The 12,760-nt window shown below is 66.6% G+C and carries 11 protein-coding genes; all 11 read left to right on the top strand.

The window, feature by feature from the left end:
• Positions 1-3,552, top strand: a 3,552-nt coding sequence (locus tag B5F84_RS09155) for a discoidin domain-containing protein (protein WP_143786085.1), incomplete at its 5' end; no start/stop codon positions are given.
• Between the two features lie 138 nt (positions 3,553-3,690).
• Entirely contained in the window at positions 3,691-4,689 is a 999-nt protein-coding gene (locus B5F84_RS09150; RefSeq protein ID WP_087323206.1) for a hypothetical protein, read from the top strand.
• A gap of 436 nt (positions 4,690-5,125) precedes the next feature.
• Positions 5,126-6,472 (top strand): hemolysin family protein, encoded by a 1,347-nt coding sequence (locus B5F84_RS09145; protein WP_087323204.1) that lies wholly within the window; start codon positions 5,126-5,128, stop codon positions 6,470-6,472.
• A gap of 83 nt (positions 6,473-6,555) precedes the next feature.
• Positions 6,556-7,260 (top strand): hypothetical protein, encoded by a 705-nt coding sequence (locus B5F84_RS09775; RefSeq protein ID WP_087323202.1) that lies wholly within the window; start codon positions 6,556-6,558, stop codon positions 7,258-7,260.
• Between the two features lie 49 nt (positions 7,261-7,309).
• Positions 7,310-7,762 (top strand): YtxH domain-containing protein, encoded by a 453-nt coding sequence (locus B5F84_RS09135; protein ID WP_087323199.1) that lies wholly within the window; start codon positions 7,310-7,312, stop codon positions 7,760-7,762.
• Between the two features lies 1 nt (position 7,763).
• A complete protein-coding gene (locus B5F84_RS09130; protein WP_087323197.1) occupies positions 7,764-8,804 on the top strand; it encodes a hypothetical protein in 1,041 nt (346 codons plus the stop codon).
• A 464-nt stretch (positions 8,805-9,268) separates the two neighbouring features.
• On the top strand, positions 9,269-9,931 hold the full coding sequence (locus B5F84_RS09125; RefSeq protein WP_087323194.1) for a Wzz/FepE/Etk N-terminal domain-containing protein: 663 nt from the start codon (positions 9,269-9,271) through the stop codon (positions 9,929-9,931).
• A 1-nt stretch (position 9,932) separates the two neighbouring features.
• Complete coding sequence (locus B5F84_RS09120; protein WP_087323191.1) at positions 9,933-10,826, top strand: CpsD/CapB family tyrosine-protein kinase; 894 nt, start codon at positions 9,933-9,935, stop codon at positions 10,824-10,826.
• 55 nt (positions 10,827-10,881) lie between these two features.
• Positions 10,882-11,544, top strand: a complete 663-nt coding sequence (locus tag B5F84_RS09115) for a CpsB/CapC family capsule biosynthesis tyrosine phosphatase (RefSeq protein ID WP_087323188.1) — start codon at positions 10,882-10,884, stop codon at positions 11,542-11,544.
• A gap of 249 nt (positions 11,545-11,793) precedes the next feature.
• Positions 11,794-12,309 (top strand): antiterminator LoaP, encoded by a 516-nt coding sequence (gene loaP / locus B5F84_RS09110; protein ID WP_087323185.1) that lies wholly within the window; start codon positions 11,794-11,796, stop codon positions 12,307-12,309.
• Positions 12,290-12,661 carry a hypothetical protein gene (locus B5F84_RS09105; RefSeq protein WP_143786084.1) on the top strand — a complete coding sequence of 124 codons (372 nt, stop codon included), beginning with the start codon at positions 12,290-12,292 and terminating at the stop codon, positions 12,659-12,661. Before loaP ends, B5F84_RS09105 begins: the two co-directional genes overlap by 20 nt.
• The last annotated feature ends 99 nt before the right edge of the window (positions 12,662-12,760 follow it).

Below are 12,760 nucleotides of genomic sequence, written 5' to 3'. Positions count from 1 at the left end.
GGCGCCTCCGACGCCCTGCGCGAGCTCTCCGAGCACATGAAGTGGTACCAGGGCGGCGGCGTGACCTTCGAGTCCCGCGAGTCCGAGGCCGCCAAGCCCATGCTCGACGCCTTCCGCGCCAAGGTTGAGGACGGCACCGTGACGGTGGACGACCTTGCGGAGATCGAGGAGTTCTTCTCGGGCCTTGCCGAGGCCACCGAGACCTACAAGACGTCCGCGGGCAACGCTGCCATGCGCGAGCAGATCGACCCGTGGATCGGCTTCTGGGAGGACGGCACCGAGGCGGCGCTGCGCTACCTCAAGGCCATCCGCGCTCATCTCGAGAATGACGTCGACGGCCTGCTCATTGAGTACACGCAGGGCAAGGGCGCCTTTGACGCCGCACTGATGCACAGCTACTCCTATGTCGAGGACATTCAGTACGCTCGTGCCGGCACCCGCGCGGTCTGGCCGGTTGTCGAGGCGATGGGTGAGTACCTGCGCCCGATCGCGTCCGACGCCACGGGCACCGTCGAGGTGCAGACCGAGGTCACGCTCAAGGGCCTGGGCACCACCAACCCGCTCGGCAACCTGACCGACGGTGACACCGGCACGACGGTGCACTTCTCGGGCAGCAACGCCACGACCAACGTCGAGGTTGGCGACTCGCTCACCCTTAGCTATGACCCGTACGTGACGGCCGACTCCATGACGATCGTGCAGTCCGTGCCGGACGGCCGCCCGCAGGACGTCATGAGGGACGCGCTTGTTGAGTACACGACCGACGGCGAGGCCTGGGTCGAGCTGGGGCACATCGACGGGACGGCCGAGCAGACGCTTGACTTCCCGGAGACGGTCCAGCTCAAGGGCCTGCGCTTTACCAACAAGCAGTACTACAACGGATACTGGCAGGTGAACGAGATCTCCCTCGGCACCTCTGCCGCCAAGATGTCCGAGCCGTTTGCGAGCGTCGAGCCCACCGAGGGGACCGTTGCGGCCCTCATGGACGGCGAGACGAGCACGGGCGCCACGTTCGCCGCGCCCGCCGAGGGCATGAACGCGGGCATCACGTTTGTGAAGGCCACCGAGGTGGGCCAGCTCGCCATCAGCCAGGGCTCCTCGCCGCGCGCAGGCGTGATCGAGGGCCTGGTCTCCGGCACGTGGACCAAGCTCGGCGACTTTGCCGCCACGGCCGATCAGACGGTCACGTTCGAGGCGAACACGGCCCTGACGAGCCTGCGACTTGTGGTCGAGGGCGAGGGTGCGTGGACGCTCAACGAGCTCACGGCGTCGCGCCTGCCGAGCACGACGACCCCGGTCATGAACGACACCATGGCCGAGTACGAGTCCTATACGCTCGACAAGGTGACCGACGGCAACACGGGCACCTACGCGCACCTCAAGAACGTCGAGAGCAACAACATCCGCCAGGGCGACTGGGTGGGCGTCACGTTTGAGCCCTCCAAGCGCGTGGGCAAGGTCACCTTTGTACAGGAGGGCAACGGCGACTGCATCGCCAAGGGCGAGATCTCCTACCAGGGCGAGGACGGTGAGTGGTACAAGATCGGCGACGTTGACGCGTCCGGGACCCAGACCTTTGAGTTCCCCAACGTCAACGTGAAGGCGATTCGCGTGACCAACCTCGAGAACACCTCCAAGTGGTGGAAGGTCTACGAGATCACCGCCGAGGAGGGCGTGGAGAGCCCGGCCGGTGCCATCGTGAACAACGATTCCTCCATCGCGCTCTCTGGCGTGGCCAACGAGACCTCCGCTACCATCACGGGCGGCGAGGTGACGTTTGAGCCGGGCGCGTACGCGGCCATCGACCTCGCGAGCCTGCGCACCGACATCGCCATCAGCCAGGAGACCATCGACGCCCTTGCGGGCTCCGGCCTCACGCTGGTCTACTCGACCAACGGCCTGGGCTGGAACGCCGTCGAGGACGGGCACGTGGACTCCGCGCGCTACGTGGGCGTCCGCAACGAGACGGACGAGGCGGTCACGTTTGACTTCAGCGCCGCGCCGATTTCCCTGACGTTCTCTGCGGTCTCCGGTGCCTTTGTGAGCACCTCCGAGGCCGTTGAGGGCGCCGAGACCGACAAGATGCTCGACGGCAGCCTGACCACCTACTGGCGTCCGGTTGATGAGCAGGGCACCCTGACCTACCTGGTCTCCGACCCGCTGGTTGACGGCCTGCCGCGCGACGGCGCGCGCATCCTGTCCTGGGGCGAGCCGAGCGGTGCCTCGGTGAGCGCCAAGGTCTACACCTCTGACGACTACAGCACCACCCAGGTGGTCGAGCTCGGCACCCTCGAGCACTCGATCACGGACCTCTCGTTCTCCGAGGCGGTCAAGGCCGCCGGCGCCGAGTTCTACGGCGTCGAGTCCATCAGCATCTCCTGGGACGGCACCGTGCCCTCCATCGCCGAGGTGAGCATGCTCGATGCCACCTACGAGCCGCCGGTCGAGCCCGAGCCGGGCGTGGACAAGTCCGAGCTCAAGGCCGCCGTTGACGCGGCTGCGCAGCTGGTCGAGGGCGACTACACCGCGGAGAGCTGGGCTCCCTTCGCCGAGGCGCTTACCGCCGCCGAGGGCGTGCTCGCCGACGAGGACGCCACGGCCGCAGATGTTGCCTCCGCGCTCGACGCGCTCAAGACCGCCCAGGCCGGGCTGGTCGAGGTGCCCGAGGAGCCCGAGGTCAGCTACGACGAGCTCAAGGCTGCCATCGAGGCCGCCGGGACCCTGGCCGAGGACGACTACACGCCGAGCAGCTGGGCCGTGCTCGCGGATGCCCTTGCGGCAGCCCAGGATGCCCTGGCCTCCACCGACCAGGAGGTGGTCGACGGTGCGACCGCCGCACTGAACGACGCCATGAGCGCGCTCGTTGAGCGGGCCGACACCTCCGCGCTTTCCGACGCCATCGATGCCGCCGTCGCGCTGGATACCACCGGCAAGACCGAGGAGTCCGTGGCCGCGCTGAACGACGCCGTTGAGGCCGCTCGCGAGGTGCTGGCAAACGCTGAGGCCACGCAGGATGTGGTTGACGCTGCGACCCAGGCGATCGCCGACGCGATTGCGGGGCTTGAGGACGTGGAGGCCCCGGCGGTCGACACCTCCAAGCTGGCCGAGGCCGTCGCCGACGCGCTGACGCTCAAGGAGGGCGACTACACCGCCGACTCCTGGGCCGCGCTCGTTGACGCCCGCGAGGCTGCCGAGGCCGTCCTGGCCAACGCCGACGCCACGCAGGACGAGGTCGATGACGCCCTGGCGGCGCTCGAGGCCGCCCGCGCCGCGCTCGTCGAGGACACGACGGAGCCGGGTGGCGAGCCGGGCGAGGAGCCCGGTGAGGAGCCTGGCGACAAGCCTGGTGACAAGCCGGGTGAGGAGCCTGGTGGCAGCCAGCAGCCTGGTGGCAGCACCAAGCCTGGCGGCACCGTCAAGCCGGGCTCCGACGAGGAGGTCCCGCAGACGGGCGACCCGTCGTCCTTGGCTACCACTGCTGTTGCCGGTGCCGCGGGGGTTGCGAGTGTCGCCGCCGCGCTGGTCGCGAGCCGTAAGGTCCGCCGCAGCTAAGGGCTGCAAACGCTCGTACAGAAGGGGCCGACCGTCAGGTCGGCCCCTTTTTTACAGAGCGGGAAGCGCAATATCTCTTACAACTATATAAATATAAGATATACTTATATAGTATTAATATATGTTGGAAAGGGAGGTATGGGGGAGCGGCTCATTATAGGGTTTGACTCTGCGCTCGAGTTCTGGCGGCGCGCTCGGGCGGCGGCCCCGTCGGCGCCCGATCTTGAGCCGGCGGGGCACGTGTTTGGTGCCCAGCGCCTTTCCGTGCCCGAGCGCGCCGCGCGCGTCTGCGAGGGCTATGGGCTCGAGGCGCCTCTCACGCTTGTTGCGGCGGGAAGGGACCGTCGCTACGCATGCCGCGGCGTCTCGTTTCTGACCTGGTCGGGACCCCTGCCCGATGCTTTGCTGTTCGGGCTGGGCGATGACGTCTTCGTCTGTCGGATGCCGCTCGCCCTCTCCCAGCTCTCGCGCTCCTACGACGAGATCGGCCTTGCCGAGGTTGCCTACGAGATGGCGGGCACCTATGGCCTGGCGCCCTGGGCCCACAACGACCTCGTGAAGGACGTGCGGCCGCTCACGGACGTTTCCGAGCTGGTCTCGTATGCCCAGGCGGCGCGGGCGCTGGGGACCTATGGGTCAAGCAAGGTTCTTGCGGCCCTGGCGCTGGTGGTACCTAACTCAAACTCTCCCCGTGAGACCGGCTTGGGCATCTATATGATGCAGTCGCGGGCGAGGGGAGGCGCGCGGCTTGGTGGCTTTAGGATGAACGAGCCCCTGGAGCTTCCGTCCCAGCTGCAGGAATTCTTGGGCCAGCGGGTGATCAAGCCCGACTTCCTGTGGCCCAACGGGACGGTTATGGAGTACGACAGCGATGACTGGCATCTCAGCCCAAGAAAGAAGGCCGCCGACGAGCGCAAGCGCCGGGCCTATAGGGCCGAGGGGCTCGACCACCTCACCATGACGAGCGACATCCCGCAGAGCCAGCAGAAGCTCGACGCCTTCATGGCTGATTTGGAAAAGAGTCTGGGGCTCCGTCGTCGACCCGCCTCCGACGTCATGGAGCGCAGGCGGCGCGAGCTCAGGGGGCGCCTCTTTGGTCCCGAGTCAAACGACGCGGCCCTTGCCCTCCTGAGATAGTCGCCGCAGGTCGTCGGATTGTGCAGAAAAGCAATTCTGGTAGTGAAGTTGCGGAAGGCGCGTGCAGTTTAGGCCTTTTGGCAGTGGGCTTTGGCGCCCTCAAGCGCCTTCGGACTGGAGGGGCATTCGTGCGAACAGGCCTTTTCCTAAGCGAGGGAGACCCTGGGCCGCCTTCATGGCGGAAAAGGCCACTACCAAAAGCGCGATAACGCTCGTCGACTCAGCTGATTCACTACCAGAAGGCCAAAAAGGCACACGGCTGCGGCATGCGGTCCCGCAGGCGTTCCGGACCCCGCACGTCTTACGGGGGTAATCGGTGGGATGAGCATGCGCTCCTGCGTCTGACCTGATAGAATCAATCCATTATGTCGGCAACGCAGCGTCCCTGTTGCCGTCTTGCATCTGAACCCCGACCGAGGAGGTTGCGCACAAGCGCATGGACGTAGCAATAAGTATTGTGGTCACCTTCCTGCTCACCTTGGCCAACGGCTATTTCTCAATGTCCGAGCTTGCGGTGGTGAGCGCCAAGAGGGCAGTGCTCGAACCCGAGGCAGAGGATGGTGACCGCAAGGCACGTGCCGCCCTCAACCTCGCCTCGAACTCGGAGCAGTTCCTCGCCACCATTCAGGTTGCCATCACGCTCGTTGGCTTTGCGTCGTCCGCGTTCGCCAGCACGAGCCTCTCCGACCCCCTCGACACCTGGTTCATGAGCCTGGGCATGCCCGAGGCCATCGCCACGCCCCTTGCGCCCGTGCTCATCACGCTCGCGGTCTCCTATCTCTCCATTGTGGTGGGCGAGCTCGTTCCCAAGCGCATTGCGCTCTCCAACTCCGAGACCGTGGCCAAGTCCGTTGCCGGCCCCATCCGCGGCTTCATGCACGTTGCCCGGCCGCTCGTCTGGCTTACCGCCAAGTCCGCCAACGGCCTCTCGGCCCTGCTGGGCATCGCCTCCGCCGACGAGCGCGACAGCGTCTCCGAGGAGGAGATCAAGTACATGGTGACGGACGCCGACGAGCTCTCCGACCAGGAGAAGTCCATGATTCACGAGGTCATCGACCTTGGCGACACCATCGCCCGCGAGGTCATGGTCCCGCGCGTGGACATGACCGCGATGGAGGACACCTCCACCCTCTCCGAGGTCCTGGCCGTCATGCGCCGCACGGGCTACTCGCGCATCCCCATCTACCATGGCTCCGTGGACCGCATCGTGGGCATTGCCCACATCAAGGACCTCATCAGCCCCATCCTCGATGACGGCAAGTCCTCCGAGCTCGTGGCCTCCCACGTGCGCACCGCCGACTTCGTGCCCGACACCAAGGACATCATCCCGCTTCTTTCCGAGATGCAGTCGAGCCACGACCAGATGGTCATCGTCGTTGACGAGTACGGTGGCACCGCGGGCGTCATCACGATCGAGGACATCGTCGAGGAGGTCGTGGGCGAGATCGAGGACGAGTTCGACCCCGACAACAAGTACCTCACGCAGCTTTCCGACCGCGAGTGGCTCGTCGACGGCCGCTTCTCTCTCGACGACGCCATCGACCTGGGCTGGCCCGTCGAGGACTCCGAGGAGTACGAGACCATCGCCGGCTTTGTGACCGACCTCGCCGACAAGCTGCCGCATCCCGGTGACGTGATCGTGAAGGACGGCTACCAGTTCCGCGTCCAGTCCATGCGCGGCCGCCGCCTCTCCATGCTCCGCGTCATTGCCCCCGAGCCGTCCGCCGAGGGCGAGGACGACACCGCTCGGGACCAGAAGGAAGTTGAGCCGTCGAAGGAATAGGGACGCTCCCGCCCACATTAACTACAATGGGTTGGACCAAACGCCGCCCGCGTGCCTGCGGGCCCGAGGAGAAGGAGCCTCCCATGGCTCAGCTTTTCGACATCAGGAAGGTCACGGTTGGGCCGCGCACCCTTGAGGCCGAGGTCGCCCTCTCGCCCAGCGCGCCCGTCATGACCAGCGACGACCCGGTCGGCACCAGGCTCGTTCTCGAGCTCATGCCCCACCTTGCGGACCACCTCTGCCTGGGCGACGCCGCCTCGTCCTTTGGCGACGTCATCGCCCAGACCGAGCTTGCCCACCTGCTCGAGCACGTGACGGTTGAGCTCCTTGCGCAGACCAACGTCGCCGGTGACATCTCAAGCGGCCAGACCACCCAGCTTGACGAGGGGCTCTACCAGATCTCCCTTGCGTGCCCGGACGACGTGCTCGTGGCCGGTGCGCTCTCCAGCGCGGTCTGGATTCTCCAGTGGGCGTATTCGGGCGGCGGCGACCCGCAGCCCGACGTGCAGGCCATCGCCTCCGGCCTGGCCGACCTCGTGGCGAGCCTCGCGCCCGCCGAGGACGCCCCCGAGGCGCCGGAGCCCGACGAGCCGGCCCCCGCCCCCGAGCCCAAGCCCACGCCCGTCCACCCCGCGCCCGCCCAGCCCGAGGGGCGCTTTGAGCCCGCCCCCGCGGCGGAGGAGCCCGAGGCGCCCGCCGTCGAGGAGCCCGCTCCCGAGGACCAGGCCCCGTCCGAGGACGACCCCTGGCGCCTCGATGACGTCCCACGCTCTCACCACGTTCGTTAGCCGGCGCAGCACGCGCGCCTCTGCATAGTCCGATCGACAGGAGGAAGACATGAACAAGAAGACCGCCGGTTTCATCCTCGGCAGCATCGTGGGCGCCGCGGCCGGCGTCGTTGCCGGTCTCATGCTCGCTCCGCGCTCCGGCGCCGAGAGCCGCGCCATGGCCGCCGACGCCATGAACGACGCGTGGGACTCCGCCGTCGACACCTATGAGCGTGGCGCCAGCGTCGTGAACGACAAGATCAACGACTTCCGCCCCACCGTCGACGCCAAGACCGACGAGCTCCGCGCCAAGGTCGACCTTGCCCGCGAGCGCATGGACCAGCTCCGCGAGTCCCTCTCCGACGCCGTCTCCGGTGCCTCCGCCCAGGTGCAGGACGCCGTTGCGTCCGTGAGCGACCGCGTTGCCAGCATGGTTGACACCGCCCCCGCCGGCGAGAAGGCAGCCGAGGCCGTCCACGTCGAGGTCGTCGACGAGGACGAGGACGCTCCGCTCGGGGTCTAGCTTGTATAAGGTCTCCGAGCTCGCAGGCCTGAGGGTCCTGCTTCCCAAGAAGCCAAAGGTCGCCAAGGACGGCACCGTGACCGAGCGCCTCCAGCGCCTCGGCAAGGTTCACAACGCCGTCTTTGCGCCTAACGGCCTGCGCGTGACGGGCGTCATGGTCAAGCGACCGGACGTCGTCGGCATGATCAAGCGCGAGGACGCCTTCGTTGCGCTTGACTCCCTCAAGCTCGAGGACGGCTGCCTTGTGGTGACAAGGCCGGATGACGGCATGGGCGAGCCCGCCCGCCGGCGCCTGGGCCTCAACTGGGACGCCTGCATCATCTGGACCGGCATGGACGCCCGTACCACGGACGGCAAGCCGCTCGGCTATGTCTCCGACGCCGAGTTCGACTTGCGCACCGGTGCCGTCTCCCGCTTCTTCACCACGGACGGAGGCGTCGCCCGCGCCCTGCTCGGGTCGTTCGTGATTACTCCGGACATGGTCCTTGGCTACAAGGACGGCTGCATGGTCATCGACGCTCGCGAGCGCCCGGTCGAGCTCGAAGGCGGCCTTGCCGGCGCTGCCGGCGAGGGCTATGCCCGCGCCAAGGCCAAGGGTGGCGAGATCGGCAAGAAGGTCGGCGCGGCGGCGGGGGAGGCCGTGGACAAGGGCTCCTTCGCGCTGGGCAAGATGATCGGCAAGGCGCAGCGTGTCATCAAGGACGCCTCGCAGGACGATGGGGCCGCCCCGCAGCCTCCGGAGACCCCTGCGGTCCCGGCGGCCGACGTGCGCGTCTCCAAGCCCGTCGAGGCGCTGCCCGCGGAGGCCGCCGCCCCGGCCGATTGCCCTGCGCCCAAGACGTACCGTCCGGCGACTAGCGCCGAGGCCGCCTCACAGGCCGCTCCCAAGGCGGCCGCCCAGGCCCAGCCCAAGCCGCGCCCCAAGCCCCAGCCCAAGAAGTCGACGTCCGACCAGGTGGCCCGCGCGGCGGGCAAGCAGCTTGGCTCCCTGGGCAAGATGTTCGGCTCGTTCAGAGACGAGTTCAACAAGGCCAACAAGTAGGCTGCGCTCCCTTTTGCGAAATGCCCTGTGCGGGCCGGTCCCCCTTTTGGGACCGGCCCGCTTTCATATATCTGCGTTCTCTGTGGACGTGAAGTAAGCGCTGCGTGTGCGGCCGATAAAAGATATACCCCCCCCATTTTCAGATTCGGCTAAGTGGTAGACTAAGACGGCTACTGAAAAGCGGGCGGGGGTACAAAGGCGGTGAGCGCAATGAGCAGGCATGACAGCAGTGTTTTTGCTGGTAGAGCGCCTATGACGCGCCGCTCCCCATTGGCGTCCTTCCGGAATAACGTCTCTGGGGGGGGGGTCTCACGGATTTGTGATTCCTCGCGCCTTCCCTGGAATCGATGCCGTCCCTCGTACCATGCACCCGGCGGGAGCTCCGAGGCCCTGATGCGTAGGCCCCGGCGGTTGGCGCACACCGCTGTGCCTGTCCGCACCAACGGAAAGGAGACTGGGCCCCAATGACCCTTCTCGAACTCATCCAGCTGCTCAAGAAGCACCTTCGCCTCGTGGTGGCGCTGCCCATTGTCTGTGCGCTGGTCATGGGCGTGTATGGCTATGGCTTCATGGGAAACACCTACACGGCCTCCACGAGCATGTACGTCCTCGCGCGCAACGCCGACGCCAACACGAGCGCAAACCTCTCGACGGACCTTAACGCGTCCCAGATGATCTCCAATGACGTCTCAACGCTGCTCACGAGCGACCGCGTGAAGGGCGAGACCGCCTCTGACCTGGGGCTCGAGAGCCTGTCTGGCTACAGCATCTCGGTTTCCAGCGAGACCACGTCGCGCGTGGTGGGCCTCTCCGTCACCGGCCCCGACCCCGAGATGGCGGCCGAGATCGCCAACACGATGGTCGAGAAGGTCTCTGAGATCGCGCGCGAGGTCATGAACATCGAGTCCGTCAACGCCATCGACCAGGCCTCCGCGCCCGCGGCGCCAAGCGGCCCCAACCGTCCTCTCTATGTGGCGGTGGCCCTCATGGCCGGCCTCTTTGCGGCCGTGGCCATTGTCGTGGTGGCCGACATGCTCAACACGCGCGTCCGTGGTCAGGAGGAGGTCGAGGAGCTCCTCGGCGTGCCCGTGATCGGACGCATCCCCGCCATGAAGGGAGGGCGATAGCATGCCCGCCAGCTCCGCCAAGGGAACAAACACGCGCGTCATCATGCAGAACGCGCTCAAGACGCTTGCGGCCAACATCCGCTTTGCGTCCGTGGACACGCCCATCAAGACCCTCGTGGTGACGTCTTCTGTGCCCAACGAGGGCAAGAGCTTCGTCGCCCTCGAGCTTGCCCGCACGCTTGCGAGCGGCGGCAAGGACGTGCTGCTCGTTGAGTGCGACATGCACCGTCGCACGCTTGCGGGCACGCTGGGCGTTCACCCGCCGATGGGCCTTTACGCCGTGCTCTCCGGGCAGGCCTCTCTCGAGGAGGCGGTGGCCCAGACGGACGCCAAGGGCCTCTTCTTCCTGGACTGCGAGCCGCACATCCCCAACCCGGCCGACATCCTGGCCTCGCGCCGCTTCCATCACCTGACGGAGCGCGTGCGCGACGCCTACGACTACGTGATTTTTGACACCCCGCCGCTCTCCGCCTTCGTCGACGCCGCGGTGCTGGGCTCGGTTGCGGACGGCACGCTCCTTGTGGTGCGCGAGAACTTCGTCAAGCGCGATGAGCTCGTGGCGGCCGTCGACCAGCTCCACAAGGCGGATGCCAACCTCATTGGCACCGTGCTCAACTTCTGCGAGTCCCAGGGCGAGGAGCACTACTACAACTACTACGCCCGGGACGACGCGCGCGACGCCACCTCCGGCTTCGATGCGATTGCGGCCGACGCCGCGCCGGCACCGCGCGCCGCGACCCGCTCGGTCGCGCGCCCGGCCGCACACCACGCCGAGGGCGGCTCCCGCGCCGCGGGCCTCAGGCCGCTGCCCAAGGGCGCCCACGTGGCCGCTGCCGGGGCGGACGGCTCCTATCAGGGGTATCGGCCGTCGGGCGGGTCGTATCTGGACGAGTAGCGAGTAGGGAAGACGGGGCGCGGCGGAAGCGCGGAGAGCCGGAAGGAGGGATCGCATGAGGGACATCCACAGTCACATTCTGCCTGGCGTTGACGACGGGGCCCAGGACCTGGGCATGGCGCTCGAGATGCTTGAGGCCGCGCGCGCCGCCGGCGTGACGAGCATCGTGTGTACGCCGCACGTCCGTGACCCGTACTTTGACTACGACCGCATGTGGTCCGCCTACCGGGAGCTTGCGCCCCGCGCGCAGGAGGCTGGCATCGAGCTTGCCATGGGCTTCGAGGTGGCGCACGCCAAGCTTCTGGAGCTGGGCGTGCGCGCCTGGGCGGAGCGGCTCTCGTTTGAGGGCAGCTCCGAGTTTCTTCTGGAGCTGGATTCCGGATGCTCCGCGGAGGACTTCCGGGAGTACGAGCGCACCATCTACAAGCTCCAGACCTTGGGGCGCGACGTCATCATCGCGCACCCGGAGCGCTATCGCGCCATCCAGAAGCGTCCGGAGCTGGCCGAGGAGCTCGTGCGCATGGGGTGTCGGCTCCAGGCCTCGGCGAACTTCATCTCGGGCGGGCGGCTCGGTCGCGAGAAGCGCCCCGCGCGCCGGCTCTTTGAGCGCGGCCTCTACCGCTTTATCGCCTCGGACGCGCATCGTCCCCGGCACTACGAGCTTCTGGCGCGCGCCGTACGGGAGTTTCCCGTAAGGGAGGAGGTGGCTGGCTGGTAGCCGCGCGAGAGTTGCCTCTGCTGCGCTCGTCATGGGCGAGCTTGGCAGAGGAGGCTCTTGCCTCCGGGTCGCAGCGCGGCCCATGCATATCCGGAAGGCCGGCAATCGTCGCCAAGGGCGCGTTGCTGAGGGCTTGCGGGGGATGAATATCGTCGCTTGCTAGCGAGGCGGGGCCCCAGGGACCCGTCGCGGGGCATCCTGCGCGCTAACTGCCTTGCTGGTACGGGCGTCCCCAGAAAGGAGGCGCTGATGGCCTTGTACGTTATACAGGTTGCGGGCGGCCGCGAGGCGCGAGTGCGCGACCTCATCAACAAGCTTTTGAGCAAGTACGTCACCGACTGCTTTGTTCCGCGCCGAGAGGTTAAGCGCAAGGTAGCTGGAGAGTGGACCTTTGTGCGGGAGACCCTCTTCCCGGGATATCTCTTCGTGGAGACGTCTAACATCCAGCAGGTTTCCGACCAGCTTGCGCGGGTTCCCGCGTTCACCCGCCTCCTTGGCAAAAGCGACGAGAAGATCATCCCCCTGAGCCCCGACGAGGTCGCCTGGCTCACTGCGCTCATGCAGCCACTCGACAAGGTGGTTGAGATGAGCGTGGGCGTCATAGAGGGCGACCGCGTCGTGGTGACCGACGGGCCCCTTGTGGGCCACGAGGCACTCATCAGCAAGATTGACCGCCACAAGCGACTGGCCTGGCTGGATATGCGCATGTTCGGCAGGACCAAGACGATCAAGGTGGGACTAGAGATTGTCAGAAAGAGCGTTTGAGGCCTCGACCACGGGCGAGAAGAAGAGTCAAGTGTTTTACGACCTGGCAAGAGCATCTTCTGGCGTTGAAAACCGTCGCGAGGCTGCTCGCGTCTATGAGGCCGCAAAAAGCACGCCCGGCCTTACCGAGAGCGGCATCGCTCCCGACGTCCTTGCTGGGCTGCTTCCCGACGAGGAAATCATTGAGCTCCCGCGCGTTCGTCAGGTGTCGGGAAGCCTGGGGTACCGATTTGTGAAGCGCGCCTTCGACCTCTGCTCGTGCTCTGTGGCCCTGGTGCTTATGGCCATTCCGATGGCCATAATCGCAATAAAGATCAAAGGCGAGTCCGAAGGTCCCATCATCTGTGTTTAGTCAAGTCTCACTTGCGGAAAAGAGCGCGCCCTTCTTTCGGGTTTCAGCACGCAAGTTTTTCGGTTTCCGGCGCCGGCACGCCCCTAGCTTCCTGACTTG

It is taken from the genome of Olsenella sp. An290 (assembly GCF_002159535.1).
Lineage (GTDB): Bacteria > Actinomycetota > Coriobacteriia > Coriobacteriales > Atopobiaceae > Thermophilibacter.
Note: the sequence above shows the minus strand (reverse complement) of the source record. Positions and strands in the feature narration are given on the sequence as shown.